General features: G+C 69.0%; 21 protein-coding genes, 1 tRNA gene and 1 pseudogene. 12 read left to right on the top strand and 11 right to left on the bottom strand.

Annotated elements, in window-relative coordinates:
- Window positions 1-133: 133 nt before the first annotated feature.
- Entirely contained in the window at window positions 134-724 is a 591-nt protein-coding gene (locus ACFVH2_RS06580; protein ID WP_378420322.1) for an acyltransferase, read from the top strand.
- Between the two features lie 16 nt (window positions 725-740).
- Here ACFVH2_RS06580 and ACFVH2_RS06575 read toward each other — a convergent pair whose 3' ends face one another.
- From ACFVH2_RS06575 to ACFVH2_RS06560, 4 genes are all read right to left on the bottom strand, one after another.
- Window positions 741-1,421 (bottom strand): MazG family protein, encoded by a 681-nt coding sequence (locus ACFVH2_RS06575; protein WP_378420323.1) that lies wholly within the window; start codon window positions 1,419-1,421, stop codon window positions 741-743.
- The gene (gene mfd, locus ACFVH2_RS06570) at window positions 1,418-5,053 is read right to left on the bottom strand and encodes a transcription-repair coupling factor (RefSeq protein WP_378420531.1); all 3,636 of its coding nucleotides are present in this window, start codon (window positions 5,051-5,053) and stop codon (window positions 1,418-1,420) included. Before mfd ends, ACFVH2_RS06575 begins: the two co-directional genes overlap by 4 nt.
- Before the next feature lie 106 nt (window positions 5,054-5,159).
- Window positions 5,160-5,792 carry a TetR family transcriptional regulator gene (locus tag ACFVH2_RS06565; protein ID WP_378420324.1) on the bottom strand — a complete coding sequence of 211 codons (633 nt, stop codon included), beginning with the start codon at window positions 5,790-5,792 and terminating at the stop codon, window positions 5,160-5,162.
- A 164-nt stretch (window positions 5,793-5,956) separates the two neighbouring features.
- Window positions 5,957-6,547: a TetR/AcrR family transcriptional regulator gene (locus tag ACFVH2_RS06560; RefSeq protein ID WP_378420533.1), complete on the bottom strand. Its 591-nt coding sequence runs from the start codon at window positions 6,545-6,547 to the stop codon at window positions 5,957-5,959.
- Window positions 6,548-6,816: 269 nt separating this feature from the next.
- Here ACFVH2_RS06560 and ACFVH2_RS06555 point away from each other — a divergent pair.
- From ACFVH2_RS06555 to ACFVH2_RS06530, 6 genes are all read left to right on the top strand, one after another.
- Window positions 6,817-6,887, top strand: a tRNA-Gln gene (locus ACFVH2_RS06555).
- A 30-nt stretch (window positions 6,888-6,917) separates the two neighbouring features.
- A complete protein-coding gene (glmU, locus tag ACFVH2_RS06550) occupies window positions 6,918-8,393 on the top strand; it encodes a bifunctional UDP-N-acetylglucosamine diphosphorylase/glucosamine-1-phosphate N-acetyltransferase GlmU (protein ID WP_378420325.1) in 1,476 nt (491 codons plus the stop codon).
- The gene (locus ACFVH2_RS06545; RefSeq protein WP_378420326.1) at window positions 8,390-9,370 is read left to right on the top strand and encodes a ribose-phosphate diphosphokinase; all 981 of its coding nucleotides are present in this window, start codon (window positions 8,390-8,392) and stop codon (window positions 9,368-9,370) included. Before glmU ends, ACFVH2_RS06545 begins: the two co-directional genes overlap by 4 nt.
- Before the next feature lie 71 nt (window positions 9,371-9,441).
- Entirely contained in the window at window positions 9,442-10,077 is a 636-nt protein-coding gene (locus tag ACFVH2_RS06540) for a DUF2461 domain-containing protein (protein ID WP_378420327.1), read from the top strand.
- Window positions 10,078-10,242: 165 nt separating this feature from the next.
- Entirely contained in the window at window positions 10,243-10,914 is a 672-nt protein-coding gene (locus tag ACFVH2_RS06535) for a hypothetical protein (protein ID WP_378420328.1), read from the top strand.
- 27 nt (window positions 10,915-10,941) lie between these two features.
- Window positions 10,942-11,430 (top strand): GNAT family N-acetyltransferase, encoded by a 489-nt coding sequence (locus ACFVH2_RS06530; RefSeq protein WP_378420535.1) that lies wholly within the window; start codon window positions 10,942-10,944, stop codon window positions 11,428-11,430.
- 64 nt (window positions 11,431-11,494) lie between these two features.
- Here the strand turns inward: ACFVH2_RS06530 and ACFVH2_RS06525 are convergent.
- Window positions 11,495-11,602 (bottom strand): annotated as a pseudogene (locus ACFVH2_RS06525) (type I restriction enzyme endonuclease domain-containing protein); the annotation flags it as partial.
- 424 nt (window positions 11,603-12,026) lie between these two features.
- Between ACFVH2_RS06525 and ACFVH2_RS06520 the strand changes: the two are divergent.
- A complete protein-coding gene (locus ACFVH2_RS06520) occupies window positions 12,027-13,742 on the top strand; it encodes a cutinase family protein (protein WP_378420329.1) in 1,716 nt (571 codons plus the stop codon).
- Window positions 13,743-13,824: 82 nt separating this feature from the next.
- Here the strand turns inward: ACFVH2_RS06520 and ACFVH2_RS06515 are convergent, their stop codons facing one another.
- Complete coding sequence (locus ACFVH2_RS06515; protein ID WP_378420330.1) at window positions 13,825-15,789, bottom strand: DUF222 domain-containing protein; 1,965 nt, start codon at window positions 15,787-15,789, stop codon at window positions 13,825-13,827.
- A 764-nt stretch (window positions 15,790-16,553) separates the two neighbouring features.
- Here ACFVH2_RS06515 and ACFVH2_RS06510 point away from each other — a divergent pair.
- The gene (locus tag ACFVH2_RS06510; RefSeq protein WP_378420331.1) at window positions 16,554-17,435 is read left to right on the top strand and encodes a ribonuclease H family protein; all 882 of its coding nucleotides are present in this window, start codon (window positions 16,554-16,556) and stop codon (window positions 17,433-17,435) included.
- Between the two features lie 163 nt (window positions 17,436-17,598).
- Window positions 17,599-17,727, top strand: a complete 129-nt coding sequence (locus tag ACFVH2_RS06505) for a hypothetical protein (RefSeq protein ID WP_378420332.1) — start codon at window positions 17,599-17,601, stop codon at window positions 17,725-17,727.
- A gap of 52 nt (window positions 17,728-17,779) precedes the next feature.
- Here ACFVH2_RS06505 and egtD read toward each other — a convergent pair whose 3' ends face one another.
- Genes egtD through egtA form a run of 4 tightly spaced genes read right to left on the bottom strand, consistent with a single transcriptional unit; the run spans window position 17,780 to window position 22,047 of the window.
- The gene (gene egtD, locus ACFVH2_RS06500; protein WP_378420333.1) at window positions 17,780-18,751 is read right to left on the bottom strand and encodes an L-histidine N(alpha)-methyltransferase; all 972 of its coding nucleotides are present in this window, start codon (window positions 18,749-18,751) and stop codon (window positions 17,780-17,782) included.
- Window positions 18,748-19,497 (bottom strand): ergothioneine biosynthesis protein EgtC, encoded by a 750-nt coding sequence (egtC, locus tag ACFVH2_RS06495; RefSeq protein WP_378420334.1) that lies wholly within the window; start codon window positions 19,495-19,497, stop codon window positions 18,748-18,750. Before egtC ends, egtD begins: the two co-directional genes overlap by 4 nt.
- Window positions 19,490-20,794, bottom strand: coding sequence for an ergothioneine biosynthesis protein EgtB (gene egtB, locus ACFVH2_RS06490; RefSeq protein WP_378420335.1), 1,305 nt, complete (start codon window positions 20,792-20,794; stop codon window positions 19,490-19,492). The genes egtC and egtB overlap by 8 nt, the downstream gene beginning before the upstream one ends.
- Window positions 20,791-22,047 carry an ergothioneine biosynthesis glutamate--cysteine ligase EgtA gene (egtA, locus tag ACFVH2_RS06485; protein WP_378420336.1) on the bottom strand — a complete coding sequence of 419 codons (1,257 nt, stop codon included), beginning with the start codon at window positions 22,045-22,047 and terminating at the stop codon, window positions 20,791-20,793. The genes egtB and egtA overlap by 4 nt, the downstream gene beginning before the upstream one ends.
- A 149-nt stretch (window positions 22,048-22,196) precedes the next feature.
- Here egtA and ACFVH2_RS06480 point away from each other — a divergent pair, with 149 nt between their 5' ends.
- Complete coding sequence (locus tag ACFVH2_RS06480) at window positions 22,197-23,366, top strand: aminotransferase class V-fold PLP-dependent enzyme (RefSeq protein ID WP_378420337.1); 1,170 nt, start codon at window positions 22,197-22,199, stop codon at window positions 23,364-23,366.
- A gap of 39 nt (window positions 23,367-23,405) precedes the next feature.
- Window positions 23,406-24,482, top strand: coding sequence for a CapA family protein (locus ACFVH2_RS06475; RefSeq protein WP_378420338.1), 1,077 nt, complete (start codon window positions 23,406-23,408; stop codon window positions 24,480-24,482).
- Between the two features lie 77 nt (window positions 24,483-24,559).
- Here the strand turns inward: ACFVH2_RS06475 and ACFVH2_RS06470 are convergent, their stop codons facing one another.
- A complete protein-coding gene (locus ACFVH2_RS06470) occupies window positions 24,560-26,395 on the bottom strand; it encodes an NAD(P)-binding domain-containing protein (protein ID WP_378420339.1) in 1,836 nt (611 codons plus the stop codon).
- Window positions 26,396-26,443: the final 48 nt, after the last annotated feature.

Here is a 26,443-nt window from a genome sequence, read left to right as displayed (position 1 = left end):
TGGGTGCGAACACCAGTGCGACTTCGATGAGTCCACCCAGCCGCGCAGAGTGGGCAGCGCCCGCCCCGATGTGCCAGGATGCAATCACCGTCATCGACGGGACGCTGGAGGACCTCGAGGGGTGGGAGCACCCATGGTCAGCGAAGCAAGTGATGCGCCGGATGGAGTTTTCGTGCATCCGCTCGGACTCTGCGAGAGCTCGGAGGTCGGCAGCGGCACCCGAGTTTGGGCATTCGCGCACATTCTGCCGGGGGCGCGCGTCGGTGGTGACTGCAACGTCTGCGACCACGCCTACATCGAAGGCGGGGCGGCGATCGGGGACCGCGTGACCGTCAAGAACCGCGCCCTGGTGTTCGAGGGTGTCACGATCGAGAACGACGTCTTCCTCGGACCGGCCGTGATCTTCACGAACGATCTGCGACCACGGGCGGCGATCAAGCGCCGCAGCGACGAACTGGCGCGCACCCTCGTGCGGCGCGGCGCGACGCTCGGCGCTGGTGTCGTGGTCGTGTGCGGGACGACGATCGGGGAGAACGCGTTCGTCGGCGCCGGAACGGTCGTTACTGCGGATGTGCCCGCCCACGGCTTCGTGGTCGGGAATCCCGGGCGTCTGATCGGCTGGGCATGTACATGCGGCAGGCGGCTCGATTCGCGTCTGACATGCACCTGTGGACTCGAGTTCGTCAAGACGACCGAGGGACTCACGCATCGGCCGGAATCGTAGACGCCCGAAAGCCGACCTACCGTGCGCTCCAGTATCGCGTCCAAGCGTCCGCATTCAGGCGCCCCGGCTCGATCCCGCCTGCGTGCGCGGCGAGCTCCGTCGCCCTGACCCGACGCACGAAGCTGAGCGTCGCCCTGCGCAACGCATCCTCGGCGTTGTCCCCCACCTCGACCCGCACCATCCGCAGCTCGTCAGGGACATACTCGAGCGGCAGCCCGGCCCTCGTCGCCCGTTCGATCACCTTCTCCGCCAACGCGAGTGCGGGCTGGGCCATCGCGATGCCGTCGAGGCAGGAGGCCCGGGCCTTCTCGGCGGCCTTCGCTTCCTCCCACGCCCGCTCCTGCTCCGCGACGTCGATCGGTCCGGAGTGACCGTTGGTCAGGTGCGGGCTGCGCAGTGACAGTTTGGTCACGAGGGTGCGGGCGACGTCGTCGACGGTGAACGGGTCGGTCGCCGATTCCTGCGCGATCCGCGAGTGGAACAGCACCTGCAGCAGCAGGTCGCCGAGTTCCTCGCGCAGACCCACCGGGTCGCCCGCATCAATCGCGTCGAGCAGCTCGTACGTCTCCTCGAGTAGGTAGCGGCGCAGCGAGTCGTGGGTCTGGGTGACTTCCCAACCTCCGTACGACCACAGCCGGTCCATCACCTCGGCGGCCTCGACAAGCCCGTCCCCGAGCCTGGGATCGTCGGCACTCATGCCGACGCACCCACCACCGGCACCGACACGTCGACCGCGCCCGCTGCCTTGCCGTCCATCGCGAGCAGGAAGTCCGCGATGTACTGCAGCAGCTCCACGTCCCGTACCCGGTCGGCGCCGACCCCACCGGACCCGGTGCGCGGCAACGGCATCTGCACCATCCCGGTGGTCGCGCGGTACTGCGCGCTCGAGTACAGCCGCTTGAGTCGCAGCTGCTTGGAGTCAGGCAGCTGCATCGGCGCGATCTTGAGCTGGGTGCCCGCGACCGACACCTCCTCGATCTCGTACTCGCGGCACAGCAACCGCAACTTGGCGACCGACACCAGCCGGCCGACCTCCTCCGGCAGTGGGCCGTAGCGGTCGACGAGTTCGTCGACGACGGCAGCGATCGCGGCGTCGTCGGTAGCGGCGGCCAGCTTGCGGTACGCCTCGAGCCGCAGCCGGTCGCTCGTGACGTAGTCGGGCGGGATGTGCGCGTCCACCGGAAGGTCGATCCGCACTTCCTTGGGCGCCTCGTCCGTGGTGATCGGGCGGCCGTCCGCGACGGCGCGGTAGGCCTCGACCGCCTCCCCGACCAGGCGCACGTAGAGGTCGAAGCCGACCCCGGCGACGTGCCCGGACTGTTCGGCGCCCAACACGTTACCGGCGCCACGGATCTCGAGATCCTTCATGGCGACGGCCATGCCGGCGCCGAGGTCGGAGTTCTGCGAGATGGTCGCGAGCCGGTCGTACGCCGTCTCGGTGAGCGGCTTCTCGGGTGGGTACAGGAAGTAGGCGTAGCCGCGTTCGCGACTGCGCCCGACGCGGCCGCGCAGCTGGTGCAGCTGGGACAGTCCGAGCGAGTCGGCCCGTTCCACGATCAGGGTGTTGGCGTTGGAGATGTCCAGGCCGGTCTCGATGATGGTGGTACACACCAGCACGTCGAATTCGCGTTCCCAGAAGCCCTGCACCGTCTTCTCGAGGGTCTCCTCGTTCATCTGACCGTGCGCCACCACCATCCTCGCCTCGGGCACGAGTTCGCGAAGTCGCTTGGCGGCCTTGTCGATCGAGCTGACCCTGTTGTGCACGTAGAACACCTGGCCGTCACGCAGGAGTTCACGGCGGATCGCCGCGGCGACCTGCTTGTCGGCGTAGGCACCGACGTAGGTGAGGATCGGGTGTCGCTCCTCGGGCGGGGTGAGGATGGTCGACATCTCGCGGATGCCGGCCATGCTCATCTCCAGCGTGCGCGGAATCGGAGTGGCGGACATGGTGAGCACGTCCACGTGGGTCCGCAGTGCCTTGATGTGTTCCTTGTGCTCGACGCCGAAGCGCTGCTCCTCGTCGACGACGACCAGACCGAGGTCCTTCCACCGCACCCCGGTCTGCAGCAGGCGGTGGGTACCGACCACGACGTCGACCTCGCCGTCGGCCAGTTGCGCGATGATCTCCTTCGACTCCCCCGCGTCCGTGAACCGGGACAGCCCGCGCACCTTGACCGGGAACGACGCCATCCGCTCGGTGAAGGTCTGCAGGTGCTGCTGCGCGAGAAGGGTTGTCGGAACCAGAACGGCGACCTGCTTCCCGTCCTGCACGGCCTTGAACGCGGCGCGCACCGCGATCTCGGTCTTGCCGTAGCCGACGTCGCCGATCACCACGCGGTCCATCGGGACCGGCTTCTCCATGTCCGCCTTGACCTCGCCGATCACGGTCAGCTGGTCCTGGGTCTCGGTGAACGCGAACGCGTCCTCCATCTCCTGCTGCCACGGGGTGTCCGGCCCGAACGCATGGCCCGGGGCGGCCTGGCGCGCTGCGTACAGCTGCACCAATTCACCGGCGATCTCGCGAACCGCCTTGCGCGCCTTGCGTTTCGTGTTCGCCCAGTCGGACCCACCGAGCTTGCTCAGCGCGGGCAGCTCGCCGCCGACATAGCGGGAGAGCTGATCGAGTGACTCCATCGGGACGAACAGCCTGTCACCGGGATGACCGCGCTTGCTGGCCGCGTACTCGATGACCAGGTACTCCCGGCGAGCGCCGCCGATCGTCCGCTCCACCATCTCGACGAACCGGCCGATGCCGTGCTGGTCGTGCACGACCATGTCCCCCGCGGCCAGCGCCAGCGGGTCGACCTGGTTGCGGCGCTTGGCGGGCAGGCGTCTTCCGTCCCCCGCCGCGGCCACCCGGTTGCCGGTCAGGTCCGACTCGGAAATCAGCACCAGGCCGACTTGGTCGCTGTCGTCGTCGGCGGGGAAGACGAGACCGTCGTGGAGGCTTCCGCACAGCACCTCCACCTGACCCCGCAGTGGCTCGGCGCCCGGTGCGAGAGCGGCGGCGGGCACCTCGGCCTCGCCGAGCCGCTCGAGCACCCGGTGCGCGGTACCCGAGCCCGCGACCACCACCGCCGCCCGACCACCCGCGGCAACGTGCGCGCGGAGCATCACGAACAGCTCGGCGAGCAGCTCGTCGGAGCCTCGGACCTCTGGCGCGGGGCGCAGGTCGAGGACCAACTCCTCCTCGCTCCCCGAGGCGAGCGGGCTGATCGTCCACCAGGGCCGACCGGTCGCCTCGACGCTCTCGCGCACCTGCCGCAGGGACCGATACGCGGACGCCCCCAGGTCGATGCCCCGGGTGTCGATCGGTGCCGCGCCGCCGATCGAGGCCGCGGTCCACGACGCCTCCAGGAATTCCTGGCCGGTCCGCACCAGATCCGTTGCGCGAGTGCGAATCTTCTCGGGATCACACAGCAGCACGTGGGTACTCGCGGGCAGCACGTCGGTCAGCAGCACCAGCTCACCGCCGAGGAGGACCGGAAGCAGTGCCTCCATGCCCTCGACGGGGATGCCTGCGGAGAGTTTGTCGAGCATCTCGACGAGTGCGGCGTCGGCCTGGTTGTCCTGGGCCAGCACCGCCGCGCGGTCACGCACTCGTTCGGTGAGCAGCAGCTCGCGGCACGGCGGCGCGATGAGCGTCGCGATCTCCAGTTCCGGCAGCGACCGCTGGTCGGCCACCGAGAAGGCCCGCAGCTCGGTCACCTCGTCGCCCCAGAACTCCACGCGCACAGGGTGATCGGCGGTCGGTGAGAACACGTCGAGGATGCCGCCGCGGACCGCGAACTCGCCGCGCTTGCCGACCATGTCGACGCGGGTGTACGCCATCTCGACCAACCGCTGGATCAGGCCGTCGAACGAGGTCTCGGTGCCCACCCGCAGCGTGACCGGTTCGATCTCCCCGAGGCCGGGCGCCATCGGCTGCACCAGCGAGCGGACCGTGGTGACGACCACCCGCAGCGGCGGCCCGTAGTCGCCGTTGTCCGGGTAGGCGAGCCGGCGCAGCACCTCGAGTCGCCGCCCGACCGTGTCCGCGCCGGGCGAGAGCCGCTCGTGCGGCAGCGTCTCCCAGGACGGGAACTGGGCGACCGCGTCGCCGAGGATTTCGCGCAGTTCGACTGTCAGGTCGTCGGCCTCACGGCCGGTGGCGGTGACCAGGAGAAGTTGGACCTGCTCGGCGACCGCGCTCGCGACGAACGGGCGAGCCGGATTCGGGGCGACGATGTCGAGGTCGACTCGCCCGAGAGCATCGCGCACCGCACCGAAAGCCGGGTGGGCGAGCGCGACGCGGGCGACACCGGCAAGCGGGAGCGGCTCGTGCGTCACCGGGATCGGCGCGGGCTGGGAAGGAGTAGGCAACGTCGATGCTCCTGTGTAAACGAGCGAGTGTGAAAATGAGTCTATGCCGGGCCACCGACCGACGCCCTCGGGGTCAGCGCCGCAAACGTCGCGCCGCGAACTCCCGGAAGTAGTCGACCTTCCCGGCTGCGACCAACGACGGCAACATGAAGTACCACGCCCTCTCCATCCGGGCCGGGAGTTGATCGAGCGTCCCGGTCGCGTGCGCAACCACGCGGGCCCCGAACAACGTCTCGAAGACGAAGGCTCCCACAGCCTCAGGGTCCGTGCCGGCGATGTCGCCCTCGTCCATCGCGCGTCCTGCCAGGTCCACCTGGTAGCGCTGCCACGTCTCGACGACGTTGCCGTCGGTGCCGCGGTGATCGCCGATCTCGTGGTGCAGACGGAACATGGCCGCGACGATCGGATCTGCGGCCGCCACATCCGTCGCGAGGTAAGGCAGTCCGATCATGACCTCCAACGCGGGATCGCGAAGGTCGGCCAGCGGCGCGCATGCCGACTCCAACCGCCGACTGCCCTCGTCGATCACGCCGCGGGCCAGGTCCTCCTTGGAGGCGAAATGGAAGTACAGCGAGCCCTTCGTGACGCCCGACTGGGCGATGATCTCGCTGAGATTCGCCTGCGCGTACCCGGATCGGGCGAAGACCTCGGCGGCGGCGAGCAGAACGGCGTTCCGGGTCGCCTCGGCCCGCTCCTGCCTAACCATTCAACCCGCCTCTGGTGACCGCGTCATGTGTCGACTGCGCTCGAAACATAACACCCAGTGGGTGAGCTTCCCCTGATCACGACCGCGAGTCGGGCAACCGACCGATTCCGGAGCAACGCGCCTACGTCGTCCCCCAGCGGCCCGTTGACGTCGCCCGTTCCCAGCTACTCCCCCAGCTGCGGGTCCGCCTCGAGGTTCGTCAGACCGTTCCAGCACAGGTTCACCAGGTGCGCGGCGACAACTTCCTTCGATGGCGTGCGCTCGTCGAGCCACCAGGTCGCGGTGGTCGCGACCATCCCGACCAGGGCCTGCGCGTACAGGGTCGCCAGCTCCGCGTCGAAACCGCGTCGGGAGAAATCGCCCGCGAGGATGTGGCCGACCTGCGAGACCGCCTCGTTGAGGAGGCTGGAGTAGGTGCCCTCCTTCGCGGCCATCGGCGAGTCGCGGACGAGGATCTGGAAGCCCTCGGTCCGTTCCTCGACGTAGGTCAGCAGCGCGAGGGCCACCCGCTCGACCCGGACCCGGGAACGGTTCTGGGTGAGCGACGACGTGATCATCTGGAGCAGGGTGGACATCTCGCGGTCCACCACGACGGCGTAGAGGCCCTCCTTGCCGCCGAAGTGCTCGTAGACGACGGGCTTGGACACGTTGGCCCTGGTGGAGATCTCCTCGATGGACGCGGCCTCGTAACCACGCTCGGCGAAAACACTGCGCCCGATCTCGATCAGCTGCTCGCGCCGCTGCGTCCCGGTCATCCGGGTCCGCTGTGACTTGATCGGCAGAGCCGACTGCGACTTGATCGGCAGAGCCGACTGGGACTTGATCGGCGCAGGCTGCGATTTGTCAGCGGACGCCTGCGGTGGTCGGGACATGACTTCCACACTATCGGCCGTCGATCTCCTCACCGGCGAGGCGGTTCGCACGAAGGACGGGTGTCGTGCGAGGATCGTGGGCGCACATCGGGGCCGGATCGACGATGGGTCGAGCCTTTACCTGGATCGATACGAATCCGCACGTGCGGCAATCCGCCGTAGTGTAATGGCAGCACCTCTGATTTTGGTTCAGATAGTTCAGGTTCGAGTCCTGGCGGCGGAGCGTTCCAGACAGTCGATTTCGAGGAGCTTCATGCCAGTCGAGACCGCCGTGATCGTCCTCGCCGCGGGCGCGGGGACACGAATGCGGTCCAAGACCCCGAAGGTGCTGCACACCCTCGCGGGCCGAACGATGCTCGCCCACTCCCTGCACGCGGCCGCCGAGGTCGCCCCCACCCACCTGGTGACGGTGATCGGGCACGAGCGCGAGGCAGTCGGTGCCGCGGTCGCCGACGTCGCGGCCGAGCTCGGGCTCAAGGTGGCCACCGCGGTCCAGGAAGAGCAGAACGGCACCGGCCATGCGGTCGCGTGCGGCCTGAGCGCCCTGCCCGACGACTTCGACGGCACCGTCCTGGTCACCTCCGCCGACGTGCCGCTGCTGGACGGGCACACGCTGCTCGCGCTCATCGACGAGCACCACTCCGAACCGGGCCCCGCCGCGGTCACCGTGCTGACCTTCGTCCCGGACGACCCCAACGGCTACGGCCGCATCGTCCGCAACGCGGGCGGCGACGTCATGGAGATCGTCGAGCATGCCGACGCCACGCCTGAACAGGTCGCGATCACCGAGGTCAACTCGGGCGTCTACGCCTTCGATGCCGCGACGCTTCGGGACGCGCTCGGCCAGCTCGACACCCACAATGCCCAGCGAGAGCTGTACCTCACCGATGTGTTGAAGATCGCCCGCGAGGCCGGTCGGGACGTGTACTCGGCGCTGCTCGCGGACCCGGCAAAGGTCGCGGGCGCCAACGACCGGGTGCAACTCGCGGATCTGGCGAAGGAGATGAACCGCCGCATCCTCGAGACGCACATGCGCGCCGGCGTCACCGTGATCGACCCGTCCAGCACCTGGATCGACGTCGACGTGACCATCGCGCAGGACGTGACGATCAAGCCCGGCGTACAGCTGCACGGCCGAACGGACATCGGCGAGGACGCCGTCGTCGGACCCGACAGCACGCTGACCGACGTGATCGTCGGGGCGGGAGCGTCCGTGATCCGGACCCACGCCGACCGCTCGAGCATCGGTGCGGGCGCGACCGTCGGGCCGTACACCTACCTGCGACCGGGCACCGTGCTCGGCGACTGCGGCAAGCTCGGTGCGTTCGTCGAGGTGAAGAACTCCGACATCGGCGAGCACTCCAAGGTCCCGCACCTGACGTACGTCGGCGACGCAAGCATCGGCTGCCACAGCAACATCGGCGCGTCGAGCGTGTTCGTCAACTACGACGGCGTCAACAAGAGCCGTACCGTGGTGGGGTCGCACGTGCGGACCGGGTCGGACACCATGTTCGTGGCGCCGGTGCAGGTCGGCGACGGCGCGTACACGGGCGCGGGGACGGTGCTGCGGTTCGACGTCCCGCCGGGGGCGCTCGCCGTCTCCGGGGGCAAGCAGCGCAATATTGACGGCTGGGTCGAGCGCAATCGACCCGGTACTGCGGCCGCCGAGGCGGCCGCTCAGGCACAGCAGGACAACGAGAACACGAACGAGGACGGCGAAGAGCAGTGACCGCGAATTGGATCGACAACCAGAAGAACCTCATGCTCTTCTCCGGTCGCGCCCATCCCGAGTTGGCCGAGCAGGTGGCCAAGGAACTCGACATCCAGGTGACGCCGCAGACGGCGACCGACTTTGCGAACGGCGAGATCTTCGTCCGGTTCGAGGAGTCGGTGCGCGGCAGTGACGCCTTCGTCCTGCAGAGCCACCCCGCGCCGCTGAACCAGTGGGTGATGGAGCAGCTCATCATGATCGACGCCCTCAAGCGGGGGTCCGCCAAGCGCATCACCGCGGTGCTGCCGTTCTACCCTTACGCCCGCCAGGACAAGAAGCACCGCGGCCGCGAGCCCATCTCCGCCCGCCTGATCGCCGACCTGCTCAAGACCGCCGGCGCGGACCGGATCATCACCGTCGACCTGCACACCGACCAGATCCAGGGCTTCTTCGACGGCCCGGTCGACCACATGCACGCACAGGGCCAGCTCGCCGAGTACGTCCGCGAGAACTACGGCACCGAGAACATCTGCGTGGTCTCCCCCGATGCCGGTCGCGTCAAGGTCGCCGAGAAGTGGGCCGATGCACTCGACGGCGCGCCGCTGGCGTTCGTGCACAAGACCCGCGACCCGCTCGTCCCGAACCAGGTCAAGTCGAACCGGGTCGTCGGTGACGTCAGTGGGCGCACCTGCGTGCTGATCGACGACATGATCGACACCGGCGGCACGATCGCCGGCGCGGTGAAGGTGCTCAAGGACGCCGGTGCGGGCGACGTCATCATCGCCACCACGCACGGGATCTTCTCCCACCCGGCCGCCGAGCGGCTGGCGAGCTGCGGCGCGAAGGAGGTCATCGCGACCAACACGCTGCCGATCCCGGAGGAGAAGCGTTTCCCGACGCTGACCGTCCTCTCGATCGCTCCGCTGCTCGCGCGCACCATCAAGGAGGTCTTCGAGAACGGCTCGGTGACCTCGCTGTTCAACGGCAGCGCATAGGCGCTTCGCGCCTGTGCGCGTTTGACGAGTCCTTGCACCCGTCAAACGCGCACAGGCGCTAGCCTTCTTTTGTGTTCTCCGGATTCCCCGACGCCGCACTGGACTTCTACGAGGACCTCGAGGCGGACAACAGCAAGATCTTCTGGACCGCCCACAAGGCGGTCTACGAGTCGTCGGTGCGCGCGCCGATGGTCGCGCTGCTGGCCGAGCTCGAGCCGGACTTCGGCGAGGGCAAGGTGTTTCGCCCCTACCGCGACGTCCGATTCTCCAAGGACAAGGCTCCGTACAAGACCCATCAGGGCGGCGTCGTCATGGTTCGGCCCGGTATCGGCTACTACGTCCAGGTCGACGCGTCGGGCCTGTTCGTCGGCGGCGGCTTCTACCAGAACACCCCTGACCAGCTCGCGCGCCTGCGGGCCGCGGTGGACGGCGACCTGCGCGGCGAGACGCTCGTCCGGTTGACGCGCGCACTGGAGAAGTCCGGATTCGAGATCGGTGGCGACCGACTCAAGACACGACCGCGCGGGTTCGCCGAGGACCATCCCCGGATCGAATTGTTGCGTCACCGCACGTTGACGGCGGGGCGCAGTTACGGCTGCCCGCCGTGGCTCGGCAGCGAGCGAACGCTGACCGAGGTCCGGGCCGGCTGGGAGTCGCTGCGACCTCTCGTGGAGTGGTTCGAGGACGTCGTGGGCGCGCCGACGTAGCCGTCGACCCGAGCCCGGAACCCCTTGCGCGGCAAGAGTTTGCCCCTGCACGCCGTCGAACCCCCGTCAACTGAACATGAGATTGATCACGGTGGAACACAGAATCCCAGGTTCGTAACGATCCGGTGTCGTGGACCGGCGAGCTCTGCCCTATTGTCATGCGTCGTGATTGACGCGCAGACTCTCGATGCCCCGGCCGAATCGACGACAATGAAGACGGCCCGGCGTTGGGTTCCCGGAGCGTGCGTCTGGTGCGGCGACGACGTCGCGGTGGAGATGTACCGCAACGAGCCGCGATGCGGCACGTGCCGCGAGAACGAAGAGATCATCGAGGGCGCGCGCCGATTCCTCGGCATGTACGGACTTCGTCCGCTCGGCGGCACCCTGCAGTCCGACGACGAAGAAGAGCGTGAGTGGCGCGTCACCGCTCGCGACGCTCGCGCCGCGCTGAACCAGACCAAGCTGGCCTCGCCGCCCGACCCGGCACTGGTCCGTAAAGCGTTGCGCCCCCGCGCCGCCGCGGTGGTCGCCGAGACCGTCACCGCGCCCCGCGCATCGACCGTGACGGGCTCGAGTACCCGCACGACCCGTCCGGCGTCCGCGTCCGCGTCCGCACCGGCGCCCGTGAACTCGGACGCCGTCGACCTCGACGAGATCCAGGCCCGCGGACTGGCCCTGCTGGACCAGATGAGCTCCATCGACGCTCAGCTCGCGCAGGTGGCGGATCAGTCGGGCCTGGCGGCCCGTGCCCGCCGCAGCGATCTCGAGAAGCAGAAGGCGACGATCATGCGCACCCTCGGCGCCCTGGAGAAGGCTCGCCAGAGCGCGCAGCGGTAAGCGGTGCGTCACGATGGTCTGGTGACCATCGAGATCCGTGACGCCCGCCCCGACGATCTGCCCGGCATCCTCGAGATCCACAACGAGGCGGTCCGCAACACGACCGCGATCTGGGACGAGGAACCGGTCGACATCGACGACCGTCGCGCGTGGCTGGACGGTCGAGAGCAGGCCGGATTCCCGGTACTGGTGGCGGTCGACGGGGAACGGGTGGCCGGGTACGCGTCCTACGGCGTGTGGCGCGCCAAGAGCGGCTACCGGCACACCGTGGAGAACTCGGTGTACGTGCACGTCGACCATCACCGCAAGGGCATCGCGTCGCGGCTGATGGCCGAGCTGATCGACCGGGCCCGCGCCGGCGGGATCCACGTGATGGTCGCGAGCATCGAGTCGTCCAACACCACCTCGATCGCCCTGCACGAGCGGTTCGGGTTCCGGACGGTCGGGGTGATGCCGGAGGTCGGCATCAAGTTCGGGCGGTGGCTGGACATGACGTTCATGCAGTTGACGCTGTAGTCCGTGGACTACCCGGTCGGCCCGGCGACGGTCAGCGGGGCCGACGCGGGGCGCCACGGCAGCCTCACGCCGCCATCTCCGGTGCGATGATCTCCATCTGCTCGAGCACCAGTTTGATCGCTTCGGGCTGCCGGTCCGGCGGATAGCCGTGCTTGGTGAGCAGTCGCTCGATCTGCCCGACTCGATGTTCTCCGGTGGTGTGCGCGTCAACCTCCCGACGCGTCGGTGAACCCGCACTCGTAACTCCGAGACGGTTCACGGCGACGCGACCCCTTGTGCGATCGGCGTTTCCACACGATCAGGTTGCGGGTGGCGCGCATGCGGTCTTCCGCTCCGTGAGCGTCTTGGGGGTGTGCGGGACGGTCATCGTCGCATGCGCTGTTGCGGCGCATCTGAATATCCGTGCCCGTCCCGGGCCTCGTCCCGGTGGCGCCTACCTGGCGTCTTCCCGCTGGTCGCGCCGACCGCAGGCGATTGCCATACGCTGTACAGCCACGGTCTGTGTAGCGGTTCAGGCCCTCGTGACGATGTAACCGATGACGAGACACGCCGCCGGGGGCGACGCGCGTGTCAGGGGCCGGGAGTTGGGAGTGGACATGTCACCTCGTGGGTTCTTCGCGCGACATCGCATCGCATCGGGCCTGATCGCGCCCGGCATTCTCGGGATTGCCGCCGTGGTCACGCTCCCGTGGGCTCTGAGTTCCGGGCCGCGCACCGCGGACACCGAGCTCACCGCGTCGGTGACCGAGTGCCACGACATGGTGACCGTCTCGGTGGCAGGCCGAGGTGACACCCCGGTGGCGGGCACGACGAAGATGCTGGTCGGCGCGAACGGCGAGGAACTCCCGGCCGCGTTGTCGAGTGACTACAGGAGCAAATGGGTCGATCCGGTGGCAAACGCGCCTGGCGGTGTCGTCGATCCGAAGTCGTACGCCGCGGTGTACATCGCCTACCCGGCGAACATGGACAGCTACGAGGATGCGGTCAACGCCGGTGTCGCCAATGCCGAGTCCGTGATGACGAAGATTCAACAGTCGTGCCCGAACACGAGGTTCGCGGTGGTCGGCTACAGCGAGGGCGCCGACGTCGCTCGGCGGGTCGCGATGGACGTCGGGCATCAGATACCCGACACCAAGGGCGGCTACGCGATCGCCAACCCGGCGAACGTCGTCGGTGTCGTGATTCTCGCCGATGCCGGGCGCGCAGCCGGTCAGGGACCGTTCCCCGGCGCGCTGAATCCGTTCACGAACCCGAACGGATTCGATGTGAAGTATCAGAACGGCACCGCTGCCGTGCCCGGCGGAGGCGCTGTGACGGGGACCGGCGGTGCCGACTTCGGAGCCCTGGCCGGAAAGGTCGCGTCGTTCTGCTCGGACGGCGACCTCACTTGCTCTGCACCACAGAATATTTCGCTGCTGGACCTCGTCGTCAACGTCGGCAGGCAGCTGAACGTCGACGCACTCGAACGCACCGGTCTGACACCGGCGACGGGGCAGGACATCGCCGTCGTGCTCGGCCGAATCGGATTCGCGGCGTTCGAGGAGATTCAGTCCCAGCCCAATTGGATGCAGGGCGACCAGACCTTCCTCGACGTGCTGCTGAAGGTGTCGGACCCGGCATACAAGCCGGGGACCGCGGTGGCCGCGCCCACCAAGGCCGAGTCGATCTCGGCCAATGCGATGTCACCACTCGCCTACCTGCCCCAGAAGGTGTTCAAGGAGATCGTCGGCTTGATCGTGACGAACCAGAACACCATCCCGGTGGTCATGAGCGACCCCTACAACCTCACTCTCGGACCGGATGCCAAGGGCCACCATTTCGACTACTGGCGTGACGCGAACCCGGGCAACGGCAAGCCCCTGACCTCCGCCGAGTACGCCGCGGCGTGGCTGACGCAGCTGGCGAAGCAGGCGCAGAGCGGGCAGCCGATCGATCCGACGACGAAGCCGGACTCCGCCAGTGCGGCAGCGGCCCTCGAGGAGTTGACGACCGCACCGGCCACACCGTCGGCGACACCGTCAGTCGCCGCGACCACCTCGCCGACGCCGACATCCACAGCCCCGTCCACCACTGCCACGTCCACCACGTCCACCACGTCCGGGACCGCCACCTCCGCGGCGGCCATGTCCACGACCGCGACTGCACCCACACCGGTAGCAGACGAGGTCGACGCTCTGGAGGGAGTGGCCCCGGAGACGGAGAGCGCGACCCCAACGGTGGAGACGCAGACCACCACGGCTGCCCCCACAACGTCGATACCGGTGACGACCACCCCAACCACGAACCCGCCGGTTCCGAGCCCGACCAGGTAGGTCAGTCGGCGTCCCATCGCCCGGCGGATGCAGGACTCAGGCTGGGTAGACCGACGGTCCATGCCTCGTTCGGGCGAGCCCGTCAGAAGGGCGCGGGTTCGCCGAGGTCGACAACGAGGACCGGCGGCGGCGATGGGTCGGTATCTCGGTCGCGGTTGCGCCAGTCGGGCGCGAGCACGTCGAGAATGTAGACGAGATCGTCCTCCGCGCCGCGGCCGCGGTGCGAGCCGAAGAGTCGTTCCATCGTCGCGTGGTCGGTGAGTGGACCGAACGGGAGACCCACGTCGGCGTCGGCGAAGGCGCCGGCTGGTTCGGTGATGGTGACGATCCCGTTGGGATCGGTCCATTCGAGGCGGCCGCCCCCTATCTGCCGCACCTTCCATCGGCCACTCGTCTTGAGGCGGTGGTGTCGGCGGCACAGGCAGGCCAGGTTCTGTTCGACCGTCCACCCGCCCGACGCCGGATCGGCGTGGTCGAACGGCACCGTGTGGTCGATGTCGCAGGTGGAGGCTCGCGCGGTGCATCCCGGGAACCGACACGTCCCGTCCCTGGTGCGGACCATCTCGACCAGCCTCTCCGAGGGCCGATAGGTCAGCGCCTCGCGCCGGCGTCGGGAACGTTCGCGGACCGCGGTGGGGGTGATGCCGGCCGCGGACAGACTGCGGCCGATGCCGAGGATCGGGCCGTGTGCGGCGGTGTTGACACGTCGACCGGTCAGCCACACCGCATCCGGGTCTGGATCCGGCACGCCGGAATCTGCACCGGCGGATGACCGGTCGCGCCCGCTCGGGGCGTCATACCCTGATTCGCCACCTCGTACCCGTCCCCAGGTCTCGGGACCCCTCCACTCCGCTCCGCACAGCGCGTCGAGAAGGGCTTCACGGTCGGCTTCGCTGAGCGTCAACACCTTCCGCCACGTTCCGTCCCCCGCGAGTTCCCGCGCCAGGTCCGCATCGATGGGCCCGTACCCGGCGAGGTGGCCGGGCAGGTCGTCCAGGCCGAGGAGGGTGGTCACGTTGACCCCGACCATGATCGTTGCCTTCGGCAGCGGCGGCAGGGCAGGCGGATTCGACGTCGTCGCAGACTTCGCAGACGGCGCATTCGGTTCCGTCGTTTCGGTCGGTTCCGTCTGCGACGTCGTTTCGCTCGGTTCAGCCCGATCCGTCGGTGCAGGTACTGCAGTCTCGTCTGCGAGGGATGCGATCGAGTCGGCTTCGCTCGCGGTGGGATTCACAGTTCCACGGTCGTCGGGTTCCGTCGCGTTCGGAGCGCTCACGTCCGACGACTCGGGCTCATCGTTCGCGGTGCAGTCTCGGCGTCCGCGCAGGCATTCCAGTCGGCCGAGACCCTCGGCGAGGGCTTGAAGTGCATCGGCGCGGCGCTGCGCGAAGGTGCGCGGATCGTGGGCGCAGACGTCGAACGCCATGGACCGCAGGCGCATCGCGACAACCTGGCCCGCAGCGGCCGGCATCAGGCCCTCGAGCGTGCACACTCCGTCATCGGCGACGCGCACTCGGACGTCGCGATCCTCGACCGCCCGTTCCCGTCGACGCCGCGCACCCTCCGGATCGTGTCGGGCGATCAACCGCTTTGCTCGACGCCGTAGTGCCGTCGAGGTGAGTAGCCCGGAGCCCTCGACCATCCGGCGTTCGAGTTCGTCGAGCGCGTCCTCGGAGACGTTCGCGAGTGCGTCCGAAATGACGCTTGCCTGCACATGATCGAGCTTTCCGGCGGCAAACAGAGCCGAGACGCGGTGCAGCCGCCACCGCAGATCGCAGCCGAGCCCGATGAGGTTCTGCGCTGCCGTCTCGGTGATGTGCAGGATCCCGGCGACCTCGACGTTCGCGAACTCGCCCTGCACGGCCTCGTTCCGGCCACTGCGCGCATCCTCCGCGCACCTCGCGATGTACAGGGTGGCCGCGGCGTCCACTTCGAGGTACTGCGCCCGCGCGATCGCCGCGTGCTGGTCCGCCAACGCCGATGGCCACTCGCAATCAGAGATGCCCTCGAGCATCCCTGATTGCGGTGGATCATCGCGTTCGAACACATTTTCGACTGTACTCCGAATTGCCTCTCGCCGCATCATTCTCGCGATTCGAAAATCGCCCAGTCGCGGAGGTCGGCGACGCGGTCTCGCCGAAGTCAGGAGCAGTCGCCGTGCTCGCCCTGTTTGACCACGGCGAGCACCGCGTCGCCCTCGCCGATGATCGAGCCGGCGGACGGGGTCTGACTGACGACCACCCAGTCCCGGTCGAGCACCCGCGCACGACCCTTGCGTCACGTGGGGCATGACCGCGGACGGCGCGGGGCCGCGGCAGCCGCGACCGAATGGGTGGTCGGCGAGACCGATGGCGTCGGCCGTGCGGCGGGTGCCGCCGTCCCGCACTCTGTTGGACGTCACCGCGACGACAAATCGCGTTGGCACACAAGCAATGCACATCAATCGTGAGGAATGCACACTGCGCAAGATCGCCAGTGTCGTCGGAATGTCGCTCGCGGCGGCGGGGCTCGTCATCGGAGCCAAAGGCAGAGTTCACCGGGGAGTCCGAGGACGTCATCGCTCGGCAGTGCGGTCGTCGGCAGCGCGGTACTGCCCATGGCGGCCCCGCCGCTGCTGGCCGGCTCGTCCGCTCAGTCCCTGCATCCCAAGCACTCCGGGGCGGCCTCACATCTCGAGGGGTTGCGAGGCGGCCCCGGGTTCGAACCACACTCCGTCCGGGCGCCCTCGCCCGGCCGTTCGTGTCGTACCCCTCACCTAACGTGAGGCCAACGCCACGGCACTGCGGCCCTCTCGATCGTCAGGAGTAGTCGATGACCCTTGCAGCAGTTCACTTTCGTCAGGCCGACGTCGACGGCCGACAGCTGTCCCTGACAGTCGCGGCGATCGGGACGGACGGGCCCGGTGAGCGGCTGATCTTCCAACGGCCCGGCTTCGACCCGATCGCGCTGCGCGCCGCGGTCCTCGACGCATTCGAGGCCGTCTACACGCGGGCCGCCGCCGCGCCGGGCGGCCCGATGCCGCTGTACGTCACCGAGGCCGGAACTCGCGGTGAGCTCGAGGGCGTTGCCGCGTCGTTCCCCGCGGTCACCCTGGTGCGGACCCCGCGCGGCAGGCTGCCGGAACTGCTGTGCGATGCCTCGGACACGTTGTCCGCGTACGTGTCCGGGCTCCGACCGCCCGCCGAACCTGTCAGCCTGCAGCGAGTCTGGGACCAGCCCGAGCTGACCGTGGCGACCGATGCGTCGAAGTCGTCCTCGCGCCGAGGGGTGGGGGTGGCATGCATCAGCGAGGAGGGCGACCTGCGCCAGAAGATGTATCCGGAGGTCAAGACGGTACTCGCGGGCGAGCTTCTCGCAATCAAACACGCGCTCAAGCGTTTTCCGCACCGCGACCTCCACATCCTCACCGACAGTCGCGGTGCGCTCGGATGCCTCACACTGCCCCGCGCCGCCCTACTCGACCGGTACGACGGCGAGGTGGTGACGACCGTCGCCAGAATCCGGGAGCTGTCGGCCCGGCGACGAGTCCGCTACACGTGGGTGCGCGCGCACAGCGGGCACCCGCTCAACGAGGCCGCCGACCGCCTCGCGGTCGCCGCGCGCCGCAACCACGAGTTCGGCGTCGACCCCGCCACCCGCGCCGCGATCGCCGACAACATCGTGGCGCCATTGCTCGCGCGCACTGCGGCCTGAGCCGGCCCGCGGAAATCGTCACCCTTGTCCGTTTTGCGCGGAATAAACTGTGAGCAGAGTTTTCCCGCTGAGTGAGACCTACAGTGCCGATCGTTCGTGTGGTCCAGTACCAATATCTCCAGCACTGAGATGTGCGTCACAACATCACTCACTAGGAGCACTCATGGGATCTTCCGCAACTGACATGGCCAACCTCGGTACCGTCGCCAAGGTCCTCGGACTTGCCACCGGCCTGCTCAGCGGCGCCGGCGCCGTCCTCGGAACCGGACTCTTCCTGGCCTCGATGTCCTGACGCCCTGGCGCCGGGCCCGCACCCCTCGGGCGGGCCCGGCGCCAACCGCCTGCTACCCGCGATCGGCCAGAATCAGCGCGAATCGGTCGAGCGAATCCGTCCACACCCGATCGCTTCCGAAGCCCGCCGCGGCGAGTTCCTTGCAGATGCCCTCGACGCGGAACTTCGCCGAAATCTCGGTCCGCATCTGTTCGCCGGCCCCGAAGGTCACGTCCAGGCCCAGCGCGGGAACGTGGACCGTCATCGGTTCGACCGCCTCCACCCGCATCTCGATCCATTCCTTCTGTTCGTCCCACACCGCGACGTGACGGAACAGGTCGAGATCGAAGTCCGCTCCCAGCCGATCGTTGAGCACCGACAGCACGTTCATATTGAACCGTGCGGTGACGCCCGCAGCGTCGTCGTAGGCGGGCACGAGCACCGCGGGATCGGTGACCAGACCGACACCGAGCAGCAACTGCTCACCCTCCTCGAGCACCTCGGCGACCGAGGCGAGGAACTCGGCCCGCTCCTCCGGCACCAGGTTTCCGAGTGTGCCGCCGAGGAAGGCGATCATCCGTCGACCCCCGCGCGGAAGGTTGTGCAGCGTGTCGGTGAAGTCGCTGACGATGCCGTGCACCGTCAGCGTCGGGAACTCCGTCGCCAACTGCCGCACCGCCGACGTGAGTGCCGCTTCCGACACATCCTGCGGCACATACCGTTCCAACGTGCCGTGATCGGTCAGCGCGCCGAGCAGCAGCCGCGTCTTCTCCGACGACCCCGAGCCCAACTCGACGAGGATCTGCGCCGACGTCGCCTCGGCGATGTGCGCGGCACTGGCCCGCAGCAGCTCCCGCTCCGTGCGGGTCGGGTAGTACTCCGGCAGCCGGGTGATCTCCTCGAACAACTCGCTGCCCTTCGCGTCGTAGAACCACTTGGGCGGCAGCCACTTCGGGTTCGCCGTCAGGCCGAGCTGCGCATCCGCCCGCAGATTCTCGTCCAGTTGCTCCGGCGCCAGGTGAACCTCGACGGTCGGATCGTTCATGCGCTTGCCTCCAGTTCGGTGAACACCAGATGCCCCGGCCTTGCCTCGAGCAGGTGGCGGTCGGGCACCACCAGCCACCCCTCCTCCTCGTCGACCGGTTCCGAGGCCACCATCGCGACCGACTCGTCCACCCGGACCGCCAGCGAGTGGTAGACCGCCGACGCCCACAACGTCGTCCCGTCGCACAGCAGCAGGTTCAACCGCGACTGCGGCGCCGCCTCGAGGACGTCCACGAGCACGCTGCGCATCGCCTCACCCGGTTCCTCCGTGTCGAGTCGGCGCCGCAACATCGTCCACAGCAAGGCCGAATCCGTGAGTGCCGGCATTCGAAGCAATTCCACCGCCGGCAGCCACTCCGCCAACGCCGCCATCGAACCCGGCCACCCGTCTATTCGGCCGTTGTGGCTCAGCGCCCACATCCCGTCCGTGAACGGCGCGCAGGCTTCGCGGGTGAGCGGCATTCCGACCGTCGCCGAACGCACCGCGGCCACCACCGCCGACGAACTCACCTCGCCGAGCACACCCTCGACGGCCGGGTCCGACCAGATCGGTGCGGGATTCCGGTAGACGACGGGGTCACGGCCTACCGGCCACCACGCGGCGCCGAAGCCGTCAGCGTTGACGGTGCCGCCGCCGCGCATGTCCCGCGGCGCCCACGACTGGGTCAGCAGGCTCCGCTCCCCGCCCGACGTCAGCACGTCTGCCACTGTCCGCGGGGTACCGAGATAGCCTACGTGCCTACACATCTACGTCTCGTGCGCAGCGGAACCCGGCGAAGATCTGGCGGCGAACCGGGTGATCCCAATTGCGGAACGTGCCGCGGCAGGCCACCGGATCGGTGCCGAACGAACCGCCACGCAGCACCTTGTAGTCGCCGCCCAGGAACACCTCGGAGTACTCCCGGTACGGGAAGGCCGAGAAGCCCGGGTACGGCAGGAAATCCGAGGACGTCCACTCCCACACGTCACCGATCAGCTGGTGCACACCGAGCGGCGAGCGCCCCGACGGGTACGCGCCGACCGGCGCCGGCTCGAGGTGCCGCTGGCCGAGGTTCGCATGCCTGGCCGTGGGTTCCTCGTCACCCCACGGGAATCGGCGCGAATCACCGGTCTGCGGATCCCACCGCGCCGCCTTCTCCCACTCCGCCTCGGTGGGCAGCCGTTTGCCGGCCCACCGCGCGTACGCCTCCGCCTCGAAGTAGCTGACGTGCACCACCGGACGGTCGAGCGGCAGCGGGCTCAGCACGCCGAACACGCGGTGCCACCACTCGCCGGCACCGTCGCGTTCCCAGAACTGCGGCGCCACCAACTCGGCCGACTGGCGATGATGCCAGCCGCGCTCGCTCCACAGGTCCGGTCGCTCGTACCCGCCGTCGTCCAGGAACTCGACGTACTGCCCGTTGGTCACCGGCGCCGCGTCGAGGGCGAACGGCCGCACCTCGACGCGATGCGCGGGCCGTTCGTTGTCCAACGCCCACGGGTCGGTCGAGGTCCCCATCGTGAAGGCGCCGCCCGGCACCACGATCTCGTCGGGGAGCACCGCTTCGCTCGCGGCCGGCACCGGGGACACGGTGAGCACCGGTGCGCCGCTGCGCAGTTGGTGGGTCGCGAGCATCGTCTCGTCGTGCTGCTGCTCGTGCTGGGCGATCATCGCGAATGCGAATCCATCGTGCTCGAGCGGCCTGCCCCGCAGCGGCGAGCGGTCCAGCACGTCCCAGGCCTTGTCGCGGACCTGCGCCACGTAGCCGCGGGCCTGCTCGGGATTCAACAACGGCAGCGCCGGCCGGTCGCCTCTCGCGTGTTTGAACGCGTCGTACAGCTCGTCGATGTCGCGACGCACCGGCTCACGGCCACCGACGTCGCGGACCAGCCACAGCTCTTCCTGGTTGCCGATGTGCGCGAGGTCCCAGACCAGCGGGCTCATCAGTGGAGAGTGCTGGGCGATCAGCTCGCGCTCGTCGAGGCATTCGGTGAGTGCGAGGGTGCGGTCGCGGGCACGGGCCAGGACGGTCTCGAGCTCGGCGCGCAACGCGTCGGTCGTCATGCCCCGGCCTCCTGCGTCGGCGTTCGGCCACGCCGACATCGCTGCGCCGCGGCCGACAGCTCCGCTGAGAACGACCGCGACCTCGACGCGGCCAGCTCCAGCAGATCAGTTGCCGTGCAGCGCAGTTCACCTTCGCGAAGTCCGAACTCCGCCGCCGCACGCCACCGACCCGCGGTCCCCGCGCACAGCGCGGCGGCCTCGTCGATCGTCCCCCGGTCGCCGAGCAGCGCAGCCAACGCGGCGATCGGTACCCGCCACAGCTCCCCCGGCTGCGCATCGAGGTAGCGCACCTCCAGATGCCCCGCCGGGCGCACCGGCGGGAACAACGTGCTCAGGTGGTAGTCGAGGTCGTGGTAGTCGGGGCGGCGACCGATCACGTCGTCGAGCGCGCCCGAGATCCAGTCGGCGAAGCTGACCTCACCGGCCAGAGACCAGTCGTCCGGACAGTCCCCGCAACCGCCGATGACGCACAGCATCGGCGCGTCCAGGGCCCAGCGTCCGTATTCGGCGATCGGGTCGGGAAGTGGGGGCGGATCGGTCCGTCCCACGTCGAGTTCGAACCATGCCCGCATCCGCTGCGACGCCCACTCGCCATCCGGTATTCCGTGCAGCCGAGGCGAGCAGGCGAACGCGGCCAGCAGCGCGGGCCCCATCGCGTAGAGCGCCGACCAGCGCTCCGACACCTCGGCCGCGTCGGCGCCTGCATCCACGCTGACCTGCGTGGCGGCCGTGTTGCACATCATCAGCCGGCCGTAGGGGCCGATGCGGTCGAACCGCTCCTCCATCGCGCGGTACCTGGGCAACTGCAGGACGCGCTCGGCCTGGCGGGAGGTGTCCGCGGCCGCGTCGACCATGGTGACCTGCGCACGGGCGAGTCGACTCCGGAGCAGCTCGGCGTCTGCGGTGAGTGCGGCGCACAACTCCTCCACCGACGGGAGGGGCGTGCTGGAGAGTTCGACCTGGCCGCCGGGCTCGAGCGTCACGGCACTTCCGGCCGGGAGGGGGCGGGCGGGCGAATCGGGGGCGATGCTGGTCGGGGCGTGCGGCCCGAGGGCCGTCGCGAGGTCGTGCAGGTCCGCGCGGGCGGGGTGGGACGGATCGCCGGTACGACACGGCAGGGTCAACCACTCGAGCTCGGCACCGATGAGCCGGGGCGGGCCGAGTTTGAAGCACACGCCGCCGACGTAGGCCTCCGCCGCGGCCCTCGTGGTGAGCCGCGCCGACTTCACTTCCCTTGCCAATGTCACTGCCATCACGCGCTCCGATCACCGGGCGGGAACTGCTACAGCACGTACGAGCGAGAGGGTATACACCGCCACCGACACTAAACCGTGATCGGTGATCGTGTCACCCCGCCGGCGGTAGCGTCGGAGGCAAACACCGACCACCACCAGGAGGTTCGATGCTCGACCAGCAACGGCTCCGGGAGGACACCCCGGGCTGCCTCGACAAGGTGTTCCTCGACAGCGCGGGGTCATCGCTGCCACCACGACCGGTTGTCGACGCCGTGGTGTCCCACCTGCGGCGCGAGGCCGAGATCGGGGGCTATCGCGCAGCCGCGGAGCGCGCCGATGATCTGATCGCGGTGAAGGCCTCGATCGCCGAACTGCTCGGTGCCCAGCCCGAGGACGTCGCGCTCGTCGAGAGCGCAACCCGCGCCTGGGCGGACTTCTTCTACGCGGTGCCGCTGTCGGCAGGCGACCGCATCCTCATCACCGAAGTCGAGTACGCCAGCAACGCGATCGCCGCACTCCAACGCGCCCGCACCACCGGCGCCACCGTCGAGGTGGTGCCCTCGACCCCGACCGGCGAACTCGATCTCGAGGCTCTGCACCGGATGCTCGACGAACGGGTCCGCGTGGTCTCGCTGGTGCACGCGCCGACCAACGGCGGACTGCTCAACCCGGTCCGCGAGGTGGTCGACCTGGCCCACGCGGTCGGCGCGCTGGTGCTGCTCGACGCCTGTCAGTCGATCGGACAGGTCGGCGTCGACGTCGCCGAACTCGGGGTGGACGCGCTGTCGGCGACCGGCCGCAAGTGGCTGCGCGGCCCGCGCGGCACCGGACTGCTGTACCTGCGCCCCGAGCTGGCCCGGACCATGGAACCGGCGGCGCTGGACCTGCACGGCGCCCAGTGGGCCGAGGAGTGCGGCTACCGTCTCGCGCCCGACGCCTCGCGGTTCGAGTTCTGGGAGTGCAGCGTCGCGGGCCGGCTGGGGCTCGGCGCCGCGGTCCGGTACCTGCTCGACCTCGGCATCGACGAGATCGAGCAGGCGGTCTCGGCCCGGGCCGAGTACGCGCGCACCGAACTCGCCGCCGTTCCCGGCGTCACCGTCCGCGACCTCGGTGGCCAGCGCAGCGGCATCGTCTCGTTCACCGTGGACGGTGTCGACCCGAACGTCGTCCGGGAATCGTTGGCGGACAAGGACGTCACCGTCACCGTGAGCGGTCACGGTTCGACGTTCGTGGACATGAGCAGGCGGAATCTCGACGGCGTGGTGCGCGCGTCCCCGCACTACTTCAACTCCTTCGAGGACGTCGACCGCCTGGTCGCGGCCGTCGCGGAGCGGTGAGGCGCCACGCCGTCCGCGGTCGGGCACTAACGTGGACGTGTGCCCAGCACGGTGGCCCTGTTCCTCGCCGGGGACGTGATGACCGGGCGGGGAGTCGACCAGATCCTGCCGCATCCGGGTAGCCCGCTCCTGCGGGAACGGCTGGTTCGAGACGCCCGGGACTACGTCGCCCTGGCGGAGCGGCGGAACGGACCGATCCCGCGGCCGGTCGGCTTCGAGCGCCCGTGGGGCGTCGCGCTGTCGGTGCTCGACGACGCCGGACCGGACGCCCGGATCGTGAATCTCGAGACGTCGGTGACGACGTCACGGAACTACGCGCCGGGCAAGGGCATTCACTATCGGATGCATCCGGCGAACGTCGGGGTGCTCGGCGTCGCACAGATCGACGTGTGCGCGTTGGCGAACAATCACGTGCTCGACTTCGGCAGGCGCGGGCTGATCGAGACCGTCGACGTGCTGGAGTCCGCGGGCCTGCGGCCGACCGGCGCCGGGCACGACGATGCCCGGGCGTGGGCGCCGGCAACGGTCCCCGTCGGTTCCGGGCGGGTGCTGGTCTATTCGATGGGATCGGCGTCGAGCGGACTCTCCCGCCGATCCGGGGCCGGGCCGCGACGACCAGGGGTGGCGTTGCTGCCGAATCTGTCGGACGCGACCGCGGCCCGGGTACTCGACCGGATCGCCGCGGTACGCGGCCCCGACGACCTCGTGGTGGTCTCGGTGCACTGGGGGTCGAACTGGGGGTACGACGTTCCCCGCGACCAGGAGCGGTTCGCGCACCGGCTCGTCGACGGCGGCGTCGACGTCGTGCACGGCCACTCCTCGCACCACCCGCGCCCGGTCGAGATCCACCACGGTCGCCCGGTGCTGTACGGCTGCGGCGACCTGATCAACGACTACGAGGGCATCGGTGGTTACGAGGAGTTCCGCGACGAGCTGCGGCTGCTGTACCTGCCGGTGTTCGCGGCGGACACGCGGGAGCTGCGCGAGCTGCGGATGGTGCCGGTCCGGGCCCGGCGCATGCGGCTCGAGCACGCCACCCTGGAGGAGGCTCGGTGGCTGCGAGTGACGCTCGGCGTGGGCGACTCGGCGAAGGACGTGGCGTGGATATCGTCGTGACGCCGCGCCCCCCGCATTCGTGAGAACGAGGACGGAGGGCGCGGGCATGGACGTCACGGACGAACGACGGGCTCGGGTCAGCTCAGGTGGTGCACTTCCTGCAACCCGTACACCGGGGTCGCGATCCCCTCGTACCGAGCCTTGAGCTGCAACGCGAGGTACAACGAGTAGTGCCGTGACTGGTGCAGGTTGCCTCCGTGGAACCACAGCGCCTCCTGCTGGGTGGGCTTCCACATGTTGCGCTGTTCGCCCTCCCACGGGCCCGGGTCCTTGGTGGTGTCCGAACCCAGCCCCCAGACCTTGCCGACCGTGTCCGCCACGTCCTGCCCGATCAGATCCGCGACCCAGCCGTTCATCGACCCGTAGCCGGTGGCGTACACGACCACGTCGGCCGGCAGTTCGGTGCCGTCCTCGAGGATCACACTGGATTCGGTCAGCTCGCGGACGTTGCCGTGAGCGAGCTTGATGTCGCCGTTGGCAACGAGTTCCGCCGCGCCGACGTCGATGTAGTAGCCCGACCCGCGGCGCAGGTACTTCATGAACAGTCCGGAGCCGTCGTCGCCCCAGTCGTGCTCGAAGCCGGCCTTCTCGAGGCGCTCGTAGAAGTCCTTGTCCCGCTCACGAATCGCGTCGTACACCGGGATCTGGAACTCGTGCATGATCCGATAGGGCAGCGACCCGAACGTCAGATCCGCCTTGTGCGTGGTCATGCCCGCGGCCAGCGCGCGTTCCGAGTAGAGGTCGCCCAGCCCCAGGTCCATCAGTGAATCGGACTTGACGATGTGCGTCGACGAGCGCTGCACCATCGTCACGTCGATGCCGTGCTCCCACAGCGCCCCGCAGATGTCGTGCGCGGAGTTGTTGGCGCCGATCACCACGACCTTCTTCCCTGCGTACTGGTCGGGCCCCGGATGCTTGCTCGAATGGTGCTGGTCCCCGGTGAAGATCTCCTGTCCGGGGAACGACGGCACGTTCGCCTTGCCGGACATGCCGGTGGCCATCACCAGCTGCTTGGGCCGCAGCGTGAGCTGCTCGCCGTCTCGGTCGACGTGCACCGTCCACTCGCCCCGCGTCTCGTCGTAGGCGGCGGAGGTGCACGTGGTCGAACTCCAGTACGGGACCTCCATGACCTTGGTGTACATCTCGAGCCAGTCGCCGATCTTGTCCTTCGGCGCGAACACCGGCCAGTTGGACGGGAACGGCAGGTAGGGCAGGTGGTCGTACCAGACCGGGTCGTGCAGGCACAGCGACTTGTACCGGCCGCGCCACTGGTCGCCGGGCCGCGCGTGGCTGTCGACGACCACCGCCGGAACTCCGAGCTGACGCATCCGGGCGCCGAGCGCGATGCCACCCTGCCCGCCACCGACGATGACGACGTACGGCTGGACGGTGCGGCCGAGTTCGCGGTCCTCGATCTCTCGCTGCTCGGCCCAGGTGACCCGGTTCCGGTCGGCGCCGTGCTTGGCCCCGCGCGGCCGCCGCGTGCCGGTTCCCTCCTCGAAGCCCTTCAGCTCCTGCAGGGTGGTCAGCAGGGTCCAGGCCCGATCGCTCTCGGCGTCCTCCGTCAGCCGCAGGTGGCCCTCGCCACGCCCGGTCGCCGTCTCGAACGCGATCCACGCGCTGATGACGCCGCCGGCCTCCTCCGGGGTCTCGATGGTGCGGAATCCGGACGGGTCCGCGTCGGCGAGCCGCGCGGTCAGCATGTCGGCGATGCCGTCGCGGCCCTCGACAGTCTTGATGTTCCAGGTGAACGCGACGAGGTCGCGCCAGAAGCTGTCGGCGGCGAACATGCCCGCGGCGGCCTCGACGTCACGCCCGGCGAGCGCCGTCTCGAAGGCGGCCAGCCAGGCGTCGACGCGCTGCTGCGGTGTCGCCGGGTCCGATCGGAGTACCGGGTCGAGTGTCTGTGTCATCGCTGTGCCTTTCGGTGGATGCCGCTGTGATCCAGAGCACACTCCACG

This window comes from Rhodococcus sp. NPDC127527 (assembly GCF_042672245.1).
Classification (GTDB): domain Bacteria; phylum Actinomycetota; class Actinomycetes; order Mycobacteriales; family Mycobacteriaceae; genus Rhodococcus_G.
The sequence above is the reverse complement of the archived record's forward strand: the minus strand, read 5'-3'. Positions and strand labels throughout refer to the sequence as shown.